The following is a 20,935-nucleotide window of genomic DNA, read 5'->3' on the forward strand; positions in this document are numbered from 1 at the left end:
AAACGATACGGAATATAACGATGAGAGAAAAAAAGGCAGGTTTGTTTGATTTGGACGGAGTAATTTTGGATACGGAAGGATATTACTCTTTATTTTGGTCGGAAATGGGGCGTTTGTTTTATCCGGATGTTCTTGATTTTAGCAACCGGATAAAGGGTAAAACCTTGAAGGAATTGCTTACCTCTTATTTTCCGGATAAAAATCAGGCAAAAGTCATTGTGGATAAGATTACAGAATTTGAAAGTCAGATGTCTTATAATTTTATAGCGGGATTGCCTGAATTTATTGAGGATTTGCGGAGGCAGGGGGTGAAACTGGCAATTGTCACCAGTTCCAATAATATGAAAATGGAAAATGTATACTGGGCTTGTCCTGAGTTGAAAGAGTGGTTCGATACGATTGTTACAGCAGATAAGATTACGCATTCCAAACCGCACCCGGAGTGCTATCTATTGGCGGCAGAAGAGTTGGGCGTCTCTCCGGACGAATGTTGGGTATTTGAAGACTCTTTTTCGGGACTGGAAGCGGGGAGAAGCGCCGGTATGACAGTGGTTGGATTGGCTACAACAAATCCTTCCGGAGCGATTCAGGATAAAGCGGATATAATAATACCCAATTTTACAGGATTAACCTACGAGCGATTAGTTAATAAGTTCGTACGATGAAATCACGCGTTGCCTTTTTACCCCATCGGTCGAATACGGTAAGCCGATACATTGTTGAAACTTTATAAATCCTGTCGGGGATGTAGTAGAACAACATTCCGTGGAAACCGGCGCGTTGCATTGTTTGGCTGACATCATGCCCGTCTATCTCCGGTCTTAAAGGTGTTGTTTCAGGATACCTAATGGCGTCAGCAGGAAAGTAAAACTCATCACTTCCTTTTTGTTCTATATGGAAGGTGATACCTCTTTTTCCAACAATATTCCAACTATTGGCTTCTTTTGAATCTCTGTGGATAGGATAGGCTGTGGAATCACATTCTTGCCCCTGAAAGACGGGAGAGAGCGGGATATAACTGTATAATTGGTTTAGTGTATCATAGAGTTTATCTTTATCTATATGCAAATCATAACAGGGATTGACATTATAGAATTGAATATTGATATTTCCCGGAGAATAGGCCCGGAAAGTTTTGGTAAATTTGGTCTCTTTACCTCGTTTGTCTGTAAAAGTGAACAAGATTTGGTAATTGCCGACAGCTTGGGGATTGGCAATACGGAATTTGTTCGTATAGCCTGCCAGTAATTTTATCGAATCGCTAAGAGCCCCGCCGTTTACAGATAGCTCGACACCTCTGGAGATGACTGTCTCACTTTGTCCCGCAATTGGTGATTGGAGGGGCATTTTAAATTCCGGGATAATCGTGTCGACTTTTAAATTATATGATTCACCCGTTGCCCCCCGGATGATAAAGCGAAATTCAGCCGATTGGTTGACAGCAATGCTATCGGGAACCGAAAGGAATCTAATTTCGGACTCTGGCGAATAGGTACGAATCCCGACGGTTCGGCTCGTATCGTGCTTTTCGCTTTTTACATGAAAAGTAATGAGTGACTGTCCTTCTTCTTTTGGGGTAAACTTAAAATCATAAGATAAATCGGTTAAAATAGAATCTATCTGTGTGAAGTTTTTACCATTGGCTTCCAATGAGAATTTTCCGATGGTGTCAATGTCAAGCCGGACAAAATTTGTCGGGGTATTTTGAAGAACGCGTAATGTAAACTGAGCATTTTCCCCCATGGGTATACTATCGGGTAACCTGCCTATAACAATTTCAATTTCAGAAGAAGAGGTGGTTTGGTTCGGTATCAATCCGGGATCCGGTTCATCAACAACATTGATAGATGAACAGGCAAATAAATGAAACAGAATGATAATATACCCAGTTAATCTTTTCATGAATAGAAAAGCAATTAATGGATTCTTCTGTCTGGAGACAGAAAAATCCGAGATAATATTATACAATACCGGAAAAACCCATAAATGCCATTGCTAACAGACCGGCTGTTACCAAAGCGATAGGGGAGCCTTGCATCCCTTTGGGCACTTTTACTAGATTGAGTTGTTCGCGAATACCTGCAAAAATTGTCAGTGCCAAACCGAATCCGATAGCAATGGAAGCGGCGAAAACAATAGATTCAAGCAGATTGTATTCTTTTTGAATAACCATAATGGCCACACCCAATACGGCACAGTTTGTCGTAATTAGAGGCAAGAATACCCCCAGAGCCTGATAAAGTGCCGGACTTACTTTTTTCAAGATAATTTCCACCATTTGAACCAAGGCGGCAATAATCAGGATAAAAGTAATGGTCTGCATAAAGCCGATATTAAACGGGTCTAATATGGTTTTTTGAACAATAAACGTGACGAGAGTTGCCAATACCATTACAAAGGTAACGGCGCCTGTCATACCTAATGCCGTGGATACTTTTTTGGAAACCCCGAGAAACGGGCAGATTCCTAAGAATTGTGCCAATACAATATTATTGACAAAAACGGCAGCGATAAAAATCAATATATATTCCATGTTCTGGAGAGGTTAGTTGGTTTTTCTCAAATGATTAATAAAAGCAATCAGATAGCCTAAAGCAAGAAAAGCACCTGGTGCAAGGACGAAAACAATCATTCCATAGTGTTCATTGTATATCGCGGAATTGAAAATCTTTCCGCTTCCCAATATTTCCCGTATGCTTCCCAAAATGGTTAAACTCATGGTGAATCCTAAGCCCATGCCTAATCCATCCAAAACAGAAGCCCATGCGTTATTTTTGGAAGCGAAAGCTTCGGCTCGCCCCAAAACAATACAGTTCACAACAATCAAGGGAATGAATAATCCTAAAGACTCATGAAGGGAAGGCAGGTAAGCCGCCATGCACATATCGACAATCGTTACAAATGCTGCAATGATTACGATAAATGAAGGAATGCGGATTTTATCCGGAATGATGTTAGCGACTAATGATATAACCAAGTTCGCCATAACTAGTACAAATGCCGTGGCTAGTCCCATACCCATACCGTTAATGGCGGATGTGGTAACCCCTAAGGTCGGACACATACCGAGTAAGAGTACGAAAGTCGGATTTTCTTTAAATAATCCCCGTGTTAAATTTGATATATTACTCATATTTCAGGTGATTGTATTTGTTTTATCTAAATTAATGCTTGCAGGGTAAATTGCAGAGTGAATCGCATTTTGCTTTTTCCTCGCATATTTTCGTCGTGTCTGCGGTGGCTTTGGGGGTTGCACCCGAATAGCTATCCGCATTACCGGCTAAAGCGGCAGATGCTCTGTTTACAGCATCAAGAAATGCCTTTGACGAAATAGTTGCAGCTGTAATAGCATCTACATCCCCGCCCTCCTTTTTTACTTTTAGAGCGGTTGTACCGGGGTGTTTTCCGATAACGCTTCCTTTACCATTTTTGGTAAACCAAACATTCATTTTGGAACCTAAACCGGGGGTTTCCTTGTGTTCCAATACGGAATAATTGGAGATGCGTCCATCCGGATAAAAACCGACCATTAACCATACTTCCCCTCCGAATCCTTTTTTGCTATAGGTCTTTACAGCAGTACCAACGGTTTCTTCGTTTTTCTTTGCCGGAAAGAATTCCAATTCCTCTCCGTCGGGTGTTGTTACTTTCCAAGCCTCGGCAATAGGGTTATTATTATATTCCCCCGGGATGACCTGACGGATGGCGTTGGCCTGTTTGTTTTGCTTTGCTTCATTGATTGCACTGCCCGTTAATGACTGAACATAGGCTACGGCAGCTGAAGATATAAGTGTTACTCCCAATAACACTAATACCATATTTTTGAAGTTTGATTCTAATTTTTTTCCCATAATTTTACTAATGTTGTTAAGCGAATCGCTGAGGTTTGCAATAGCGGTTGATTAAGGGCGTAAAGGCATTCATAATCAATATGGCAAACGACATGCCTTCGGGATAAGCTCCGAAAGTACGGATAACTACCGTAATGATACCGATTCCGATACCGTAAATCACCATTCCTTTTGTACTCATAGGAGAAGTGACGTAGTCTGTTGCCATAAAAATAGCACCTAACATCATACCACCCGTAAGCAAATGGAAGAGTGGACCTGCGAAATGTTCCGGATTGCATATGTGTAAAATGCCTGTAAATACGAATACGGTAGCGAAAATGGCTACGGGAATATGCCATGTAATAATTTTGCGGAATAGCATAAATGCAAAACCAATCAGCAAGGCAATGGCAGCAACTTCACCCAAACTTCCGCCCGTATTACCGATAAGCATGTCTCGAAAGGAGATAAGGGTATCTGATGACAATACTTCACTTACGGAACGACCGCTTTTCAAGGCTTCTTTCATAATAGCCAAAGGGGTAGCACCTGTTTGAGCATCTAAATAAGAATTGCTGAAACCCGCAGGTAAGGGCCAGGTAGTCATTTGTACCGGAAAAGAAATTAGCAAAAATACACGTCCTACCAAGGCAGGGTTGAAAATATTGCAACCTAAGCCGCCGAAACTCATTTTACCGATGCCGATAGCTACCAGAGCTCCGATAATGATGATCCATACCGGAAGATTGGACGGTACGTTAAAAGCTAAAAGTACTCCGGTGATGAGGGCGGAGCCGTCAAGAATAGTCGGTTGTTGTTTCAATAAAAATTTTTGAATCAAATACTCGAATAGCAGGCAAGCGAGGACAGAAGTTAAAGTAACTATCAATGCACCTGTACCGAAGAAGAAAATGGAACAAAGAAATGCAGGAATAAGTGCAATCAATACTCCATACATGTTTTTCTCAATAGAGTCTCCGCTATGTACGTGTGGAGAGGGAGATATTAATAATTTATTCATACTGTTCTGGTTTATTTTTTTCTATTTCTAATCATAGCGCCAGTCCGGGCTTTGCCTAAACGGATATAGTCCAGAAGTGGACGGTCTGCCGGGCATGTGAAGCTACAGGAACCACATTCAATACAGTCCATGACTTTTTCTTTTTCCATGTCTTCCAGCATATTATGGGTAGCTAATGTCATTAACAAATAAGGCTCCAAGCCCATCGGACATGCGGATACGCATTTAGAGCAGCGAATACAGTTGCGGCTTTGTTTGCGGGCGCCTTCTTTGTCGTTTATGATTAAAATACCACTCGTACCTTTCAGTATGGGGGATTCCGGATTAACCATGGCCCGTCCCATCATAGGCCCGCCACCGATGATTTTGGTGGTATCTTCGGGAAGTCCTCCGGCTGCTTCTATCAGTTTGGATATCGGTGTTCCGATACGGCACAGGTAATTACCCGGGTGTTTTACTGATTTTCCGGTGATAGTCACAACTCTTTCCACTAACGGTTTGTTTTGCATAACAGCCTCGTATACAGCTAATGCGGTTCCTACGTTTTGTACGACAGCTCCTACTGCAATCGGAAGTGCACCCGAAGGAACGGAACGTCCTGTAATGGCTTTGATAAGTTGTTTCTCACCTCCTTGAGGATACCGTACTTTAAGCGGGCATACCTCTACTCCTAATGTTTTGGTTGCCAAGCTTTGCAATTTTTCGATAGCGTCTCGTTTATTATTTTCGATACCGATGACTGCCTGTTTTACATCAATAGCTTTCATTAGAATCTGAACGCCTACAATAATCTCTTCTGCTTTTTCAAGCATAATGCGATGGTCGGCAGTCAAATAAGGTTCGCATTCCACGCCATTGATAATTAATATTTCAGCTTTGTTGCCGGGAGGTGGTGATAGTTTTACTTGCGTAGGAAAGGTGGCTCCTCCCATACCAACAATACCTGCGGCACTGATAGCCTCGATGATTTTCTCTTTGGATAGCGTAATGTTGTGATCCGTTTTTTCACTGCGGGTGATGTTTTTTTCCCATTCGTCACCTTCTACCTTTATCGTAATGGCCGGTTTAGATAAACCTGCCGCATCGGTAAAATTATCAATGGCTACGATAGTACCTGATACTGAACTGTGAATATTGGCGGATACAAAACCTGTAGCTGTGGCAATTAGTTGCCCTGCTTTGACATAGTCTCCTTTTTGTACTATCGGTGTCGCAGGAGCACCGATGTGTTGTCCCAGCGGAATGATTACCTGTTCAGGTACAGGTAAAATCTGTATTTTCTCGCTTGATGATAGCTTATTCTCGGGCGGATGTACGCCTCCGATTCTGAATGTCTTTAACACAGTATAAAGTTTTAAATTTGCGATATAGATCTATTTTATTCTTCTGATGCTTGGGGGGCTTCCGGAGTTACTTTCCTTTCAGGGAAATTTACTTCATGAATGGCGCCTATTGGGCAAACTGCAACACATTTGCGGCATAAGCGGCATTTGTTGTAGTCAATGTAAGCTAAGTTATTTTCTACCGTAATTGCTTCAAAAGGACATTCCTTAGCGCATTTCATACAACCTATACAAGCAGCCGTACAAGCTTTGCGTGCTATGGCTCCTTTGTCTTTATTGACGCAGGATACAAATACTCGGCGATCTTTTGGGCCTTTGTTACGCAACTCGATGATATTTCTCGGACAGGCTTTCACACAGGCTCCGCAAGCGACACATTTGCTTTCGTCTACTTCCGGTAAACCGGTAGACGGATTAATGTGTAGTGCGTCAAATTGGCAAACTTCCACGCAGTCTCCGCATCCCAGACAACCGAAAGGACAAGCAGTGTCTCCGATATATAAAGAGTGTTCTATAGCGCATGAATGGGCTCCGTCGTACATACTGGTACGTGGACGGTTTTCGCAACTGCCATTGCATCTAACAACCGCAATTTTGGGAGCTTGGGCAGTTATTTCACGTCCTAAAGCCACTGCTACTTTATTCATTACCTCACTTCCTCCTACGGGGCAAAATACGCCTTCCATGGTTTCCGATTTTACAGCTGCTTCTGCCAATCCACGACATCCGGGAAAACCGCAACCTCCGCAATTGGCTCCTGGAAGAAGACCTTCCACGATATCGATGCGCGGATCTTCTTCTACTTTGAATTTTTGTGCAACAAAATAAAGTATGACTGCCGAAGCAACACCAATTGCACATAAAGAAATAATAGTAATAAGAATCGTATTCATGTTTAAGTGTTTATGTATCTTTAATTTTTTTCTATTGTAAATTTGATTTTTCTGCCAATCCGCCGACGGTTAAGATAGAGGATTATGAAATAAACGGTGATACCGCCTAATGCACTCACTGCTGCCAGCGTTTCATCGCAACCGAGATATAATAGTAAGAATAATAACAGGATAATAATGATAACCGGAATAATATAGGCTAAAATAACGGAATACACGGCGTTGTTCAAACTGGCGTATACTGTTACTTTATCGCCTGCGGCTATTGGAAAGGAAGGCCGCTCTGCCGTAATGGTCTTGCGTTTTGCATCTGTCATGCCGCATACGCTCTTGGCGTGACATCCCGCACAAGCCGACAGGCTTTCGATAATCACGTCTACCGTATCAGTTGTAATGTTCTTGACAATTCCGTCGTGTTCTATCTTATTATTTTGAGTCATGCGTATTTCAAAAACGCTTGCAAAATTAATAAAAAATAGAAAAAAACTTATTAATTTATTTTTTTCTCATGAAGAGCTGGATCGGAACACCCGTAAAATCCCAGTTCTCCCGGATTTTATTCTCCAAGTAACGTTTATAAGTCTCTTTTATGTATTGAGGCAGGTTACAATAGAAAGCGAATGAGGGGGAATGTGTCGGCAACTGGGTGACGTATTTGATTTTTACGGACTTGCCTTTCGTCATGGGAGGCTGATAGGCTTCAATTGCTTCCAGCATAATCCGGTTGAGTTCGGATGTCTTTAGTTTTTGTGTTCGGTTCTCATACACTTTTATGGCCGCCTCTAAGGCTTTTAGTAAACGCTGTTTGGTTACGGCGGAGGTAAAGATGATATCGACATCCCGGAAAGGAGCGATTTTCTCCCTTAACTCTTTTTCAAAGGCTGCCGTCGTTTTGTGGTCTTTTTCTATAAGGTCCCACTTATTGACCAGAATAACGACCCCCTTGTGATTGCGTTCGATCAGGCGGAACACGTTCAGGTCCTGGGCTTCCATTCCCCGGGTGGCATCGATGAGCAGCATGCACACGTCCGATTCCTCGATCGCCCGGATGGAGCGCATCACCGAATAAAATTCCACGTCTTCGCTTACCTTGGCTTTTTTGCGCATGCCGGCGGTGTCCACCAGGATGAAATCGTGACCGAAACGGTTGTATCGCGTGTAGAGCGAGTCACGGGTCGTACCGGCGATTTCCGTCACGATGTTGCGGGCTTCTCCAATAAGCGCGTTGATTGTCGATGATTTCCCCACGTTCGGACGCCCTACAATGGCGATGTGAGGCAAATGGTCCGTATTCTCTTCTTTTTCTTCCGAGAAGTGCGAGCAGATGGCGTCGAGCAGTTCGCCTGTCCCGAATCCGTTGGCCGAAGAGATGCAGTAGAGTTCGCTGTCGATGCCCAACCGGTAAAACTCGCTGGCATCGTATATGCGCTCGCTGGTGTCCACTTTATTGGCTACCAGGTAGACCGGTTTCTGTATGTTGCGCAATAATTTGGCAAAATTCTCGTCCAGTCCCGTCAGGCCGATTTCCGTATCCACCATGAAAAGGATAACATCGGCTTCGTCCAGTGCCAACAATACTTGTTTGTTGATTTCTTCTTCAAAAATGTCATCGCTGTTGGACACATAACCGCCTGTATCGATAACCGAAAACTCTTTGCCGCACCATTCCGATTTTCCGTAGTTCCGGTCTCTCGTTACCCCGCTTTCCTCATTGACAATCGCTTTGCGGGTGCCTATCAGGCGGTTGAATAAAGTGGACTTGCCCACATTGGGTCTTCCGACAATTGCTACGATATTGCTCATGTTGTTCTTGATTTACACGCTTTTCTATTGCACGTATCCGAAATTTTTTAGATCCCGTTCTTTGTTACGCCAGTCTTTCTGGACTTTCACATATAACTGCAGAAAAACCTTTTTCCCGAAAAAGGCCTCTATGTCCAGACGGGCTTCCGTGCCCACTTTTTTCAGGGCTTCTCCCTGCCGGCCGATGATGATGCCTTTTTGAGAATCGCGCTCCACGTATATGACGGCCATGATGTTGATGCGGCGGTCGTCCTCTTTGAATTCTTCCACCTCCACTTCCACGGAGTAGGGGATTTCCTTCTCGTAGTTGAGCAGAATCTTTTCCCGGATGCTTTCCGTCACGAAAAAGCGGGCGGGCAGGTCTGTCAGTTCGTCTTTCGGGAAAAAGGGTTCCCCCTCTGGCAAAAGCTCAATAATACGTTTATATAGATTGTCGATGTTGAAATTCTCTGTTGCCGATATGGGAAAAATCTCGGCGCGGGGAATAAGCTGTTGCCAGTTCCCGTATAATTCTTCCAACTTCTCCTGATTGGTCAAATCTATTTTATTGAGCACCAATAATACCGGGGCTTCGTTTTGGTTTACCTTTTCAATAAAGTCTTCGTTTTTGTTGATGTTTTCGATAACATCCGTAACATACAGGATGATATCTGCATCTGTCAGGGCCGATTTGGAAAACTCCAGCATGCACTCCTGCATCTTGTAGCTCGGTTTCACCACGCCGGGCGTGTCCGAAAAGACAATCTGGAAATCCTCTTCATTGACAATCCCTTTTATCCGGTGACGGGTCGTTTGGGATTTGGAGGTAATGATGGAAATTTTTTCCCCCACCAGCCGGTTCATTAGCGTCGATTTGCCGACATTGGGGTTTCCTACGATATTGACGAATCCGGACTTATGCTTCATTTCTTCTGTTTTTTCGCCCGCAAAGATAGGGATAAAATGTGAATACAGCAAAACCCCCGGAAATCAGTGAAACTTCCGGGGGCTCGTTGTTTTTTTTAATCAAATATATTTTTTGGTCTAATGAAACGTTGTGGTTTTTTATATTTAAAATGATATTAAAGCTAAATTAAATCCAGATTAAATCCATGTTAAATCCAAGTTAAATCCAAGTTAAATCCAATTAAAATAAATTATATTATGAATTTAAACAGGATATATTCTGTTTTTAATCTGATTTTGATATGGCGTATCTATGGCGAAACTAGGAAGAAGTGTATGATAGGGAATTATTAATATAAAGAATAAATATCTTTGTTTTTATAAAACCGTCATCTATTTTTGTAAGATGGAATGGGGCGGAGGTGTTTTGATGTGCTTTAAAATGAAAATATAATGATTATAGATGCTTTAAAAAACAGTGAATTAGCGGAGTGTCTGCACCCTGCTTTTAAATCGGTGTTTGATTATGTGAAATCGCACGACTTGTTGCGGATGGAGCCGGGAAGAGTGGAGCTGGACGGTGAGGATGTTTATATCAATGTGGTGGAGCCGGAGGGCAAGGATAAATCGGCAGCGGTGCTGGAGACGCACGATGAGTATATCGATATTCAGTTCCCGCTGGCGGGAGAAGAGACGTTCGCCTGGAAATCCCGTTCCGGTTTGGTAAAACTCCGGGAGGCGTATAATGTGAAGGATGACATCGCTTTTTATACCGATGAGGCGGGTTTGTACTTTACGCTGCATCCGGGAGAGTTCGCCGTGTTTTTCCCGCAGGACGGGCATGCCCCCTGCATCGGGACCGGAAAGATGAAGAAGGCGATTGCGAAGGTGAAAGTAAAGAAATAGGTTTTTAATAGTTGCTGCCATGCGTATAGGTATTCTTGTTATCGTGCTTTTGTGGGCAGGTCCGGTATTTGCCCGTCAGACAAAGGTAGCTTGTGTGGGGAACAGCGTGACGTATGGCTACCTGCTGGAAAACCGGGAGCGGGATTGTTATCCGGCTCAGTTGGCACGATTACTCGGGGATGGGTATGAGGTGCGTAATTTCGGGAAGTCGGGAGCGACATTGTTGAATAAGGGACACCGGCCTTATGTGCAGCAGCAGGAGTTCCGCGATGCGGTGGCTTTCGCCGCCGATGTGGTGGTGATCCATTTGGGGTTGAATGATACGGATCCCCGGAACTGGCCTAACTACCGGGATGAATTCGTCCGGGATTATTTGCATTTGATTGATACGTTCCGGGTGGCGAACCCAGATTGCCGGATATGGATTTGCCGGATGACGCCGATAACGAACCGTCATGCGCGCTTTAAGTCGGGTACGCGGGATTGGTACGAGCAGATACAGCAGGCGATAGAGCATGTGGCGCGGGTGGCGGATGTGCCTTTGATTGATTTGCAGGAAAGGCTGTATAACCGTCCGGATTTGTTGCCGGATGCGTTGCATCCCGTTGCGGAGGGTGCCGGGATTGTGGCGCGGAAAGTTTATTCCGCCGTGACGGGGGATTATGGCGGTTTGCAGATGCCTGCCGTGTACGGGGATAATATGGTATTGCAGCGGGATCGGGCATTGGTGTTGAAAGGAATTGCCAATAGCGGCGAGGAGGTCGCTGTGAGAATCGGAAAGCAGCGGAAAAAGGCCGTTACAGGAGCGGATGGACGCTGGCAGGTGGTACTGGAACCGCTGGAGGCGGGAGGTCCGTATGAATTGTCGGTGCGGACGGCGGGAAAGAGTCTGGTTTTTAAAAATGTGTTGGCGGGGGAAGTATGGCTTTGCTCCGGCCAGTCGAATATGGCGTTTATGGTGAAACAGGCTGCCGGAGCTAAGGAAGCTTTGGCGCAGGCTGCCGATGACCGCATCCGACTTTATGATATGAAGCCCCGCGTATATACCGATGCGGTGAGTTGGGATACGACAGATTTGCTTCTGCTGAACCGTATGGAGCACTATCTGCCGGCGTCCTGGACGAACGCCTCGCCCGAAAGCGTGGCGAAGTTTTCCGCTGTGGCCTATTATTTCGGAAAAATGTTGTCCGATAGTCTGCATGTGCCGGTCGGCCTGATTTGCAATGCGATCGGCGGAGCGCCGGCGGAGGCTTTTATCGACAGAAAAACGATGGAGTTTCATCCGGTGCTGGTGGATGAGCTTTACGACTGGACGAAAAACGACATGCTGCAGGATTGGGTGAGGGGGAGAGCTGTTTTGAACATGAAGAATACGACCTCTAAATACCAGCGTCATTCTTATGAACCGTCTTATCTGTATGCGACGGGCGTGTTGCCGCTGGCGGGTTTCCCGGTGAAGGGCTTTGTGTGGTACCAGGGAGAATCGAATGCGCACAACGTGGAATTGCACGAGTGTGTTTTCCCAGCCCTGGTGGAGAGTTGGCGGAATACGTGGGGAGAGGAACTGCCGTTTTACTATGTGCAGCTGTCGAGTATAAACCGTCCGAGCTGGCCGCATTTCCGTGACAGTCAGCGGCGTTTGGCGGGTAAGATTGCGAATGTCGCCATGGCGGTGTCGAGTGATTTGGGGAACCCGACGGATGTGCATCCCGTGCGGAAGCGGGAAGTCGGAGAGCGGCTGGCGAGATGGGCGCTGCACCGGGATTACGGGTTCGGCAGACTGGTGCCTTCGGGACCGTTGTACAGAGGGATGGAGTCCCGGAACGGGGCGGCGTATGTTGCTTTTGATTACGGCCAGGGAATGAAAGCGTCGGACGGACAGGCATTGAGGACGTTTGAAGTGGCCGGGGAGGACCGTTTGTTTGTGCCGGCAGAGGCTGTAGTCGTAGGAAATGAGGTGAAGGTATCCAGCCCGAAGGTGAAGAATCCGAAGTATGTCCGTTACGGATGGGAACCGTTCTCCACGGGGAATCTCGTGAATGAGGAGGGGCTGCCGGCTTCGACGTTCAGAAGTGAAAGTGATATATTTTAAAATATAAGAAATGGAAAAGATTAAAGGATTGATTGACGCACCTTTTACTCCGTTTTATGAAAACGGGGAGGTGAATTACGAACCGATTGCGGCGTATGCGAAATTACTGGTGAATAACGGCCTGAAGGGTGTATTTATTAACGGCTCTTCGGGGGAAGGCTATATGCTGACGGAGGAAGAGCGGATGAAGCTGGCGGAAAAGTGGGTGGAAGTGGCTCCGAAGGGATTTAAAGTGATTGTGCATGTGGGAAGTACGTGTGTGAAGACGAGCCGTAATCTGGCCGCTCATGCCCAGAAAATCGGGGCATGGGGAATCGGGGCGATGGCTACGCCGTTCCCTAAAATCGGCCGGGTGGAAGAGCTGGTGAAGTATTGTGAGGAGATTGCTTCCGGTGCACCGCAGCTGCCTTTCTATTACTATCATATTCCGGCATTTAACAATGCTTATCTGTCTATGGTCGAGTTTTTGAAGGCGGTGGACGGACGCATTCCCAATTTCGCCGGCATCAAGTATACTTACGAGAGTCTGTATGAATACAATCAGTGCCGTTTGTACAAGGGCGGCAAGTTCGATATGCTGCACGGACAGGACGAGACGATTTTGCCGTGTCTGGCCATGGGCGGCGCGCAGGGAGGTATCGGCGGCACGACGAATTATAACGGCCGGGCCCTTGTGGGCATTCTGGAAGCCTGGGAAGCCGGCGATCTGGAGAAGGCTCGCGAGTTGCAGAATTTCTCCCAGGAGGTGATTAATGTTATTTGCAATTACCGGGGAAATATCGTGGGCGGGAAACGCATTATGAAGCTGATTGGTCTGGATTTGGGCAAGAACCGTACTCCGTTCCGCAATATGACGGACGAGGAGGAAAAAGCGATGAAAGCGGAACTGGAAGCTATTCGCTTTTTCGACAGATGTAATAAAATGTAAGGATTTTTTTATAAAAAGATTGTATGAGAGTACCTTTTAGATACTGCTGGCTTGTCGGATGTCTGATATTCGGGGCTTTCGCTCTGAGAGCCGAAACGCGTTCTTTGACGGAAGAGAATAAAGGACGGGATAATCATCACAATGTGGTGAGTGTAAAACAATTGTCCGGCTTATGGGTATCCGGAGAGGAAGGAAGCAGACAGGGCGTTTCCGCCCCTTATGCAGGAATTCTGGGTGACAGGCTGGTGGTAGCCGGAGGGTGCAATTTTCCCGGAGTTCCGGCAGCGGAAGGCGGGGAAAAAGTGTATTACGATGATATTTTCGTGCTGGCGGACCCGTTGAATCCGGAGGCGGAATGGAAGAAAGCGGGCAAGTTGCCTGAAGGCGCTGCTTACGGGGTGAGTTTTACTACGCCGGAAGGGGTGGTTTGTGTCGGTGGCCGGAATGCAGCGGGAGGACTGAACAAGGTATGGATATTGAAAGAGCGTGCCGGAGGGGAGATTGTTGCGGAGGCTTTGCCTGATTTGCCGGTGGCGATGGATAATATGGCAGGCGGATTGAGTGGAAATGTCGTGTATGTGGCCGGCGGAAATATGGACAACAAGCCGGGTAACCGTTGTTTTGCGTTGCGTTTGGGCGAGAGCAAAGGCTGGGAAGAGGTGGCTCCGTTTCCCGGAGAAGCCCGCATACAGCCTGTAGGGGTTGTGCAGAATACGGCGGAAGAGGCTCGGTTTTTCGTTATGGGAGGCTTTTTGCCGGCAGCTGACGGACAGGAGAGCCGGGTGCATACGGACGGATACGGCTACAATCCTCGGAACGGCAAATGGGAGGCGGTAGCCGATGCGGTGCCTTATGAAGAGGGGCGTGCTCGGGCGTTGGTCGGCGGCACGGCTGTTGCTTCGGGAAGTCACCATGTCGCTGTGATAGGAGGCGTGAATTACGACCGGTTCAAGCGGGCGCTGGACAGGCCTTTGTTACTGGAGCAGGCGCTGCAGGCGGGAAATGATTCGCTTACCGCACAATTGCAGGAGGAGGAGCGTGCCTATTTGCGGCATCCTGCCGACTGGTATGATTTCAACGGCAATCTGTTGATTTATCATACGCTGACGGATTCGTGGGTGTCGGAAGGCTATTTCTCCGAACTGGCGCTGGCCGGGGCGGCGGTTGTGCCTTACAAGGGAAACTGGCTGGTGGTGAACGGTGAAAGTCAGCCCGGCATACGCTCCGCAGGGGTATATGCCGTGGAGATGGGCACCAGGACGGGATTCGGCTGGGTGAACTGGTCGGTGCTGGTTGTGTATCTGGTGGGGATGTTGCTGCTGGGGTATTATTTCATGCGCCGCGCTTCGAGCAGCGAGGACTTTTTCAAGGGAGGCGGCCGTATTCCGTGGTGGGCTGCCGGAATCAGTATTTATGCCACGATGTTGAGCGCCATCACGTATATGGCGATTCCGGCGAAGGCTTTCGCCACCAACTGGGCTTACTATCCGATGCTGGTGATGATTCTGCTGGTGTCCTATCCGGTGATAAAGTATTATCTGCCTTTCTTCCGGCGTCTGAATGTGACGAGCGCGTATGAGTATTTGCAGCTGCGTTTCAATTATACGACCCGTCTGATGGCCAGCGTATTGTTTATCGCGTTTATGGTGGCCCGTACGGCGCTGGTGCTGTATCTGCCTTCCCTGGCGCTGACGACGGTGACCGGTATCGATATTTATATTTGTATCATCCTGATGGGTATCGTTACGGTGGTGTATTGTACGATGGGCGGTGTGGAAGCCGTGGTTTGGGGGGATGTGATTCAGGGGTTCATTCTGGTTGGCGGAGCCTTTTTCGCTGCCATTTACCTGATTCTTCATACGGAAGGCGGTGTGGGCGGATTTATAGATATCGCCGTAGATCACGATAAGTTCCGGATGTTCGAATGGAGTTTCGATTGCACGAAAGCTGTTTTTTGGGTGGTTATTTTAGGAGGCATCGCCAACAACCTGATTTCCTATACTTCAGACCAGACGGTGATTCAGCGTTATCTGACGACGAAGGATGAGCGCAGTGCGGGAAAGGGCATCATGATGAACGGCTTGATGAGCGTGTTTATTTCGGTGGTGTTCTATCTGATCGGTACGGGGTTGTATACGTTTTTCAAATCGCGTCCCGATGAATTGAGTTATGCACTTTCCAACGGGGATGCCATTTTCCCGTTCTTTATGATGAGCCAGATGCCGGTGGGACTTGCCGGACTGCTGATTGCTGCAATTTTTGCGGCTACGATGTCCACGATTTCTTCCAATATCAATTCTACCTCTACGGCGTTTTCTATGGATATTTATAAGCATTGTGTGCCGGGTGCTTCGGATAAGAGCGTACTGAATGTGGCGCGCTGGGTTTCTCTCGCGGCAGGAGCTTTGGGAACGGTGCTGGCGGTGATGATGGCTACGTGGAATATTCTTTCGCTGCTGGATTACTTCAATTCGATACTGGGATTGCTGTCGAGCGGACTGGGAGGTCTGTTTATGATGGGCATCTTTTTTGACCGGATCGGGGCGAAGGGGGCTTTGCTGGGCTTTATCTCCGGAACGGTTGTGGTGTTTGCGTTGAGTATTTATACGCCGGTGTCTTTCCTGCTATACGGAGCTATCGGTATTGTCGTGTCGGTGGGGGTAGGCTGGTTGTACAGTCTGGTATGGCCGGCGGGAGAACAGCCGAAGGGGCTGACCTGGAGAAGATTGGAAAAATGATTAATGATTGATAAAATAGTATGACCATGTTGGATTTTAAAAAGTTAGCACAGCAATATAAGTCGGAGTTGCTGGACAAGGTGATTCCTTTTTGGCTGGAGAAGTCTCAGGATAAAGAATTCGGAGGTTACTTCACTTGTTTGGACCGTGTCGGGAATGTATTTGATACGGACAAGTTCATCTGGCTGCAGGGGCGGGAAGTGTGGATGTTTTCGATGCTTTACAATAAGGTGGAGAAGAAACAGGAGTGGCTGGATTGTGCCGTTCAGGGAGCCGAGTTTCTGAAGAAGCACGGACACGACGGAAATTACAATTGGTATTTTGCCCTGACGCGGGAAGGGAAACCGTTGGTGGAGCCGTATAATATTTTCTCCTATACGTTTGCCGCGATGGCTTTCGGACAGTTGAGCATCGCCACCGGCAGCAAGGAGTATGCGGACATTGCCAAAAAGACGTTCGACATTATTTTATCGAAGGTGGATAATCCGAAAGGAAAATGGAACAAGGCTTATCCCGGCACGCGGAATATGAAGAGTTTCGCGCTGCCCATGATTCTTTGCAATCTGGCGCTGGAAATCGAACCGCTGCTGGACAAGGATTTTATGGAGAAGTCTATTTATAACTGCATCCATGAGGTGCTGGACGTGTTTTATCGTCCGGAGCTGGGCTTGGTGGTGGAGCATCTTGGAACGGACGGGCAGCTGGTGGATAACTTCGACGGACGTTTACTGAATCCGGGGCATGCCATCGAGGCGATGTGGTTCATTATGGATTTGGGTGTCAGACTGAATAACAAGGAGTTGATAGAGAGGGCTGTGAAAATTGCGTTGCAGGAGGTGGAATACGGCTGGGACAAGGAGTATGGCGGCATTTTCTATTTTATGGACCGTCTGGGACATCCGGTGCAGCAGCTGGAATGGGACCAGAAATTGTGGTGGGTGCATATCGAAACGTTGATTACGATGCTGAAGGGGTACCAACTGACCGGCTCGGAGGAGTGTCTGAAATGGTTTGAGAAGGTACACGATTATACATGGAGTCATTTTGCCGACAAGGAGTATCCGGAATGGTTCGGCTATCTGAACCGGAGAGGCGAGGTGCTGCTGCCTTTGAAAGGGGGCAAGTGGAAAGGCTGTTTCCATGTTCCCCGCGGTTTGTTCCAGTGTTGGCAGGTGCTTGAGAAGTTGAACAAGTAGATCAGTCGGTATGAAGAAGTGTATTGTTTTTATTTTGTTTACGGCGTTGTGTATGGGAGTCCTTGCACAGCGGGTGCCGGAGGCTTTTCAGCCCGCAGAGCAGGCTAAAATCGTTTCCGGACGGGAGGACGGCCGTTTTCTCAGTTCGCTGGGAGCGGTACACAACCGGATGAAACAGATTCAGCCGAAATGTGCTTTCCGGGAGGGAATGACAGCCGGGGAGATGCGTGAGTGGCAGGAGGAAGTGAGGGAGGCTATGAAAAGGCTGATGAATTTTCCTTCGGGGACGGGAGTTGCGGATGCCCGCAGGATTTCCGTGACACCGCGGGATGGTTATGTGGTGGAGAAGTGGGAGATTTATCCCGAAGAAGGGATGGTTTTTCCTTTTCTGGTATTGTTGCCGGACGGCTGTGGGCAGGGGAAAAAGCTGCCGGCGGTTTTGTGCATACCCGGTTCCGGCAGCACGAAAGAGGCGATTGCCGGAGAAGACCCCGTTTATCCGAAGCTGGGAGCAGGAGGCAACCGGGACAAGGCGGCAATGGCACTCCATTATGTGAAGGCCGGCTGTATAGCGGTGGCGGTTGATAATCCGGCGGCGGGGGAGACTTGCGATCTGGAGCGTTATACGGGAAGGGGCTATGATTACGATATTGTCGCCCGTTATCTGTTGGAGATGGGCTGGAGTTATTTGGGATATACGGCGTGGCTTGACCAGCAGGTGCTGGAATGGATGAAGACCCGTCCTTATGTGGACCGGGAACGGATTATTGTCAGCGGATTCTCGTTGGGAACGGAGCCGTTGATGGTGTTGGGCGTATTGGATACGACCGTTTATGCTTTTGTCTACAATGATTTTTTGTGCCGTACGAAAGAGAGGATGGAGGTGATGACCTATCCGGGAGAGAACGGCAACAGGCCTTTCCCCAATTCTATCCGGCATCTGATACCCGGTTTCCTTTGTCATTTTGATTTCCCGGATCTGGTTGCGGCCTTAGCGCCCCGTTATGTAATCTGTACGGAAGGCGGGATGGACCGGGATTTCGGGATGATACAAAAGGCTTTCGCCGCATCGGGACATCCGGAACGTTTTGTTTATCACCATTATCCGCGTTTCGCTGCACCGGAAGACCGTACCTATTTGGAGCGGTTGCCCGAAGGTATCGACCGGAGCACTTTTTTCCGTTTGGCGAATGTGGATCCGCCTATGCATTATTTCAAGAAAGAGTGGGTTTTGCCCTGGCTGAAGGAGATTTTTTCAATAGAAAAAGATTAACGGTATGATGAAGTATTTGGTGGTATGCATGTTATTGCTTCTTTGTCAGTGGGGGCATACTCAGGAGAGGAAGTATTCTACATATTGGTATCAAAAGGCAACGTTATACGAGGCGTTGCCGGTCGTTTCGACGGATATAGTATTTTTAGGCAACAGTATTACCGACGGAGGGGAGTGGGCGGAATTGTTCGGGGATGCCCGCATGAAGAACCGGGGAATCAGTGGGGATATTGCGGAAGGGGTGTATGATCGGCTGGATGCCGTATTGGGCGGACAACCGGCGAAGATTTTTTTGCTGATAGGTATTAATGATGTGGCGAGAGGCACTTCGGCGGATACGATTGTCGCCCGCATTCTCAGGATTGCGAAGAAGATAGGGGAGGATTCTCCCCGAACGAAGCTGTACGTACAGAGCGTGCTGCCGGTGAATGACTGTTACGGGATGTTTAAGGGGCATACTTCCCGCGGGGATGTGGTGCTTGAAATAAATCGCCTCCTGCAGGAGAAGGCCGTGGAGGGGCGTTTTACTTATATCGATTTGCATTCGCATTTTTGCAATGAGGAGGGGAAGATGAATCCGGAGTATTCGAATGACGGCCTGCATTTGCTTGGAAAGGGGTATCTGCTTTGGAAGCAGATCGTGCTGCCGTATGTAAATGAATAAAAAAACGCAGTAGAAAATACTGCGTTTATTGGTTCCAGTCCGAAGCAAGAAGCTGAAAGTAGATGACGTCTTCCCATTCTGCGCCTCGCTTTAGCCATTGCTTTCTGTATCCGGTTTGGGCAAAACCCATGGATTGAAATAGTTTGAGGCTGGCGATGTTGCAACTTGGCACGCTGCTGTAGACCTGGTGCAGTCCCAGCGTTTCAAAGCAGTAGTCGAGCATCAGTTTGATGGCGCTTCGGGCATATCCTTTTTTCCGGTTTTCCATGTCGTGGATCATGATTCCCAGACCGGCCCGCTGGTGGTAGGGGTCGAAGTCGTAAAGGTCTATCAGCCCGACGGGGGTATTGTTTTCCTTGTCGGTGATCATCAGGCGCAACTGCTTGGTCTCGTATATGTCCTGATGAGAGTTTTCAATGTATTTTTTTAGTGTGAAATGGGAAAACGGGGTCAATGTGTCGCTGACTTCCCATAAATCCATGTCGTTTTCCCATTTGTATAAATACTCCAAATCTTCCGGCTCGAGTGCCCGGACAAGAATGTTTTCATCGTTCATCATAGGCGGTTTATTTTATTCGGTCCATATTTAAGTCGACGGCTTGTCCCAGTTTTTCTTCGTCAATTTCGCGGATGAAAGCGTCCGGATATATTTTGCGAATGGTGGGCAGGGCGGTTCGGGCTTCTTCGATAGAAGGATAGATGTTGTATATGTAACGGTAGATGTCTCCCATCCGGATGAGTTTTACGCCGTATTGGCCTTTGAAAAATGTGTCCGAAAGGGGAAAACTCATGGAGCAGATTTGGATGGTATATTGCTTAGCTGCCGGTTTATAGTTTTCGGGCATAAGTGAATCGGAAGATATGAAAGATGTCTCTGTTGTCTCGGGTGTTAAAATTAAATGTTGTTTGCACAATATGATTTGTGTGTCGATTTTTTGGTGGAAGTTTTGGAATTTTTCCGGGACTAATTTTTGAAGTTGTTTGTAATTATTGAGAGCATCGGTATATTTAGTGTTTGCCTCATAGGCTTGTGCCAAATGATAAATGATATCGATGTCTGTATATCTGTTTTTACTAAGTGATAGGGCATTTTGTAGGGTTGAAATGGCTTGTTCTTTTTGTGAGGAGATGTTGTAGTAGCAGATTCCTTTTAATAGTAACATATCTACGTCTGTCGTATCCGTTGGCTGGAAACTTTCTATTACAGACAAGGCTTTTTCAAAAGAATTTTCCACAATGAGTTTTTCGACGATTTCTTTCTGCTTTATCGGTAAAGAAAAACAGATATTAATCATTCCCAAAATAGCGATAGCCGTCCAGAGCCATTTATTATTCATAAGTAATTTTTTAATATTCTTAT

General features: G+C 46.9%; 20 protein-coding genes. 8 read left to right on the top strand and 12 right to left on the bottom strand.

Features of this window, described 5'->3' with window-relative positions:
* Positions 1–20 precede the first annotated feature (20 nt).
* A complete protein-coding gene (locus NFR61_RS07560) occupies positions 21–665 on the top strand; it encodes an HAD family hydrolase (protein WP_251622351.1) in 645 nt (214 codons plus the stop codon).
* Here the strand turns inward: NFR61_RS07560 and NFR61_RS07565 are convergent.
* The 10 genes from NFR61_RS07565 to era are packed head-to-tail and all read right to left on the bottom strand — an operon-like array spanning position 646 to position 9,799.
* Positions 646–1,902, bottom strand: coding sequence for a hypothetical protein (locus NFR61_RS07565; protein WP_251622353.1), 1,257 nt, complete (start codon positions 1,900–1,902; stop codon positions 646–648). The genes NFR61_RS07560 and NFR61_RS07565 overlap by 20 nt on opposite strands.
* A gap of 58 nt (positions 1,903–1,960) precedes the next feature.
* Complete coding sequence (gene rsxA, locus NFR61_RS07570; protein WP_251622355.1) at positions 1,961–2,533, bottom strand: electron transport complex subunit RsxA; 573 nt, start codon at positions 2,531–2,533, stop codon at positions 1,961–1,963.
* Between the two features lie 12 nt (positions 2,534–2,545).
* Positions 2,546–3,133 (bottom strand): RnfABCDGE type electron transport complex subunit E, encoded by a 588-nt coding sequence (locus NFR61_RS07575; RefSeq protein ID WP_251622357.1) that lies wholly within the window; start codon positions 3,131–3,133, stop codon positions 2,546–2,548.
* A 31-nt stretch (positions 3,134–3,164) separates the two neighbouring features.
* On the bottom strand, positions 3,165–3,818 hold the full coding sequence (locus tag NFR61_RS07580) for an RnfABCDGE type electron transport complex subunit G (protein ID WP_338150539.1): 654 nt from the start codon (positions 3,816–3,818) through the stop codon (positions 3,165–3,167).
* 49 nt (positions 3,819–3,867) lie between these two features.
* On the bottom strand, positions 3,868–4,854 hold the full coding sequence (locus tag NFR61_RS07585; protein ID WP_251622364.1) for an RnfABCDGE type electron transport complex subunit D: 987 nt from the start codon (positions 4,852–4,854) through the stop codon (positions 3,868–3,870).
* 11 nt (positions 4,855–4,865) lie between these two features.
* On the bottom strand, positions 4,866–6,197 hold the full coding sequence (gene rsxC / locus NFR61_RS07590; protein ID WP_251622366.1) for an electron transport complex subunit RsxC: 1,332 nt from the start codon (positions 6,195–6,197) through the stop codon (positions 4,866–4,868).
* Positions 6,198–6,232: 35 nt separating this feature from the next.
* Positions 6,233–7,090 carry a Fe-S cluster domain-containing protein gene (locus tag NFR61_RS07595; RefSeq protein ID WP_251622368.1) on the bottom strand — a complete coding sequence of 286 codons (858 nt, stop codon included), beginning with the start codon at positions 7,088–7,090 and terminating at the stop codon, positions 6,233–6,235.
* A gap of 20 nt (positions 7,091–7,110) precedes the next feature.
* The gene (locus NFR61_RS07600) at positions 7,111–7,530 is read right to left on the bottom strand and encodes a SoxR reducing system RseC family protein (protein ID WP_251622375.1); all 420 of its coding nucleotides are present in this window, start codon (positions 7,528–7,530) and stop codon (positions 7,111–7,113) included.
* 55 nt (positions 7,531–7,585) lie between these two features.
* Complete coding sequence (der, locus tag NFR61_RS07605; RefSeq protein WP_251622383.1) at positions 7,586–8,893, bottom strand: ribosome biogenesis GTPase Der; 1,308 nt, start codon at positions 8,891–8,893, stop codon at positions 7,586–7,588.
* Between the two features lie 24 nt (positions 8,894–8,917).
* Positions 8,918–9,799 (bottom strand): GTPase Era, encoded by an 882-nt coding sequence (gene era / locus NFR61_RS07610; RefSeq protein WP_251622394.1) that lies wholly within the window; start codon positions 9,797–9,799, stop codon positions 8,918–8,920.
* Positions 9,800–10,231: 432 nt separating this feature from the next.
* Between era and NFR61_RS07615 the strand changes: the two genes are divergently transcribed.
* From NFR61_RS07615 to NFR61_RS07645, 7 genes are read left to right on the top strand one after another with little or no spacing between them, the layout of a single operon-like run.
* On the top strand, positions 10,232–10,684 hold the full coding sequence (locus NFR61_RS07615; RefSeq protein ID WP_251622396.1) for a NanQ anomerase/TabA/YiaL family protein: 453 nt from the start codon (positions 10,232–10,234) through the stop codon (positions 10,682–10,684).
* Positions 10,685–10,703: 19 nt separating this feature from the next.
* Positions 10,704–12,776, top strand: a complete 2,073-nt coding sequence (locus NFR61_RS07620) for a GDSL-type esterase/lipase family protein (RefSeq protein ID WP_251622404.1) — start codon at positions 10,704–10,706, stop codon at positions 12,774–12,776.
* A gap of 10 nt (positions 12,777–12,786) precedes the next feature.
* On the top strand, positions 12,787–13,704 hold the full coding sequence (locus NFR61_RS07625) for a dihydrodipicolinate synthase family protein (RefSeq protein ID WP_251622413.1): 918 nt from the start codon (positions 12,787–12,789) through the stop codon (positions 13,702–13,704).
* A gap of 23 nt (positions 13,705–13,727) precedes the next feature.
* Positions 13,728–16,442 (top strand): sodium:solute symporter family protein, encoded by a 2,715-nt coding sequence (locus tag NFR61_RS07630; protein WP_251622421.1) that lies wholly within the window; start codon positions 13,728–13,730, stop codon positions 16,440–16,442.
* A 29-nt stretch (positions 16,443–16,471) separates the two neighbouring features.
* Positions 16,472–17,638: a n-acyl-d-glucosamine 2-epimerase gene (locus NFR61_RS07635; protein ID WP_251622515.1), complete on the top strand. Its 1,167-nt coding sequence runs from the start codon at positions 16,472–16,474 to the stop codon at positions 17,636–17,638.
* A gap of 10 nt (positions 17,639–17,648) precedes the next feature.
* Positions 17,649–18,911: an alpha/beta hydrolase family protein gene (locus NFR61_RS07640; protein WP_251622422.1), complete on the top strand. Its 1,263-nt coding sequence runs from the start codon at positions 17,649–17,651 to the stop codon at positions 18,909–18,911.
* A 7-nt stretch (positions 18,912–18,918) separates the two neighbouring features.
* Positions 18,919–19,575: a GDSL-type esterase/lipase family protein gene (locus NFR61_RS07645; RefSeq protein ID WP_251622525.1), complete on the top strand. Its 657-nt coding sequence runs from the start codon at positions 18,919–18,921 to the stop codon at positions 19,573–19,575.
* A gap of 25 nt (positions 19,576–19,600) precedes the next feature.
* Here NFR61_RS07645 and NFR61_RS07650 read toward each other — a convergent pair whose 3' ends face one another.
* Both NFR61_RS07650 and NFR61_RS07655 read right to left on the bottom strand, forming a co-directional pair.
* The gene (locus NFR61_RS07650; RefSeq protein ID WP_251622424.1) at positions 19,601–20,134 is read right to left on the bottom strand and encodes a GNAT family N-acetyltransferase; all 534 of its coding nucleotides are present in this window, start codon (positions 20,132–20,134) and stop codon (positions 19,601–19,603) included.
* A 7-nt stretch (positions 20,135–20,141) separates the two neighbouring features.
* On the bottom strand, positions 20,142–20,912 hold the full coding sequence (locus tag NFR61_RS07655) for a tetratricopeptide repeat protein (protein WP_251622432.1): 771 nt from the start codon (positions 20,910–20,912) through the stop codon (positions 20,142–20,144).
* Positions 20,913–20,935: the final 23 nt, after the last annotated feature.

The sequence above is a fragment of the Odoribacter lunatus genome, from assembly GCF_943193135.1.
GTDB classification, from domain to species: Bacteria; Bacteroidota; Bacteroidia; order Bacteroidales; family Marinifilaceae; genus Culturomica; species Culturomica lunata.

Bases quoted from the DNA above. Each gene is read 5' to 3' on its own strand.
- NFR61_RS07560 (WP_251622351.1), top strand. From the start codon at position 21: ATGAGAGAAAAAAAGGCAGGTTTGTTTGATTTGGACGGAGTAATTTTG.
- NFR61_RS07565 (WP_251622353.1), bottom strand. From the start codon at position 1,902: ATGAAAAGATTAACTGGGTATATTATCATTCTGTTTCATTTATTTGCC.
- rsxA (WP_251622355.1), bottom strand. From the start codon at position 2,533: ATGGAATATATATTGATTTTTATCGCTGCCGTTTTTGTCAATAATATT.
- NFR61_RS07575 (WP_251622357.1), bottom strand. From the start codon at position 3,133: ATGAGTAATATATCAAATTTAACACGGGGATTATTTAAAGAAAATCCG.
- NFR61_RS07580 (WP_338150539.1), bottom strand. From the start codon at position 3,818: ATGGTATTAGTGTTATTGGGAGTAACACTTATATCTTCAGCTGCCGTA.
- NFR61_RS07585 (WP_251622364.1), bottom strand. From the start codon at position 4,854: ATGAATAAATTATTAATATCTCCCTCTCCACACGTACATAGCGGAGAC.
- NFR61_RS07595 (WP_251622368.1), bottom strand. From the start codon at position 7,090: ATGAATACGATTCTTATTACTATTATTTCTTTATGTGCAATTGGTGTT.
- NFR61_RS07600 (WP_251622375.1), bottom strand. From the start codon at position 7,530: ATGACTCAAAATAATAAGATAGAACACGACGGAATTGTCAAGAACATT.
- der (WP_251622383.1), bottom strand. From the start codon at position 8,893: ATGAGCAATATCGTAGCAATTGTCGGAAGACCCAATGTGGGCAAGTCC.
- era (WP_251622394.1), bottom strand. From the start codon at position 9,799: ATGAAGCATAAGTCCGGATTCGTCAATATCGTAGGAAACCCCAATGTC.
- NFR61_RS07615 (WP_251622396.1), top strand. From the start codon at position 10,232: ATGATTATAGATGCTTTAAAAAACAGTGAATTAGCGGAGTGTCTGCAC.
- NFR61_RS07620 (WP_251622404.1), top strand. From the start codon at position 10,704: ATGCGTATAGGTATTCTTGTTATCGTGCTTTTGTGGGCAGGTCCGGTA.
- NFR61_RS07625 (WP_251622413.1), top strand. From the start codon at position 12,787: ATGGAAAAGATTAAAGGATTGATTGACGCACCTTTTACTCCGTTTTAT.
- NFR61_RS07630 (WP_251622421.1), top strand. From the start codon at position 13,728: ATGAGAGTACCTTTTAGATACTGCTGGCTTGTCGGATGTCTGATATTC.
- NFR61_RS07640 (WP_251622422.1), top strand. From the start codon at position 17,649: ATGAAGAAGTGTATTGTTTTTATTTTGTTTACGGCGTTGTGTATGGGA.
- NFR61_RS07645 (WP_251622525.1), top strand. From the start codon at position 18,919: ATGAAGTATTTGGTGGTATGCATGTTATTGCTTCTTTGTCAGTGGGGG.
- NFR61_RS07650 (WP_251622424.1), bottom strand. From the start codon at position 20,134: ATGATGAACGATGAAAACATTCTTGTCCGGGCACTCGAGCCGGAAGAT.
- NFR61_RS07655 (WP_251622432.1), bottom strand. From the start codon at position 20,912: ATGAATAATAAATGGCTCTGGACGGCTATCGCTATTTTGGGAATGATT.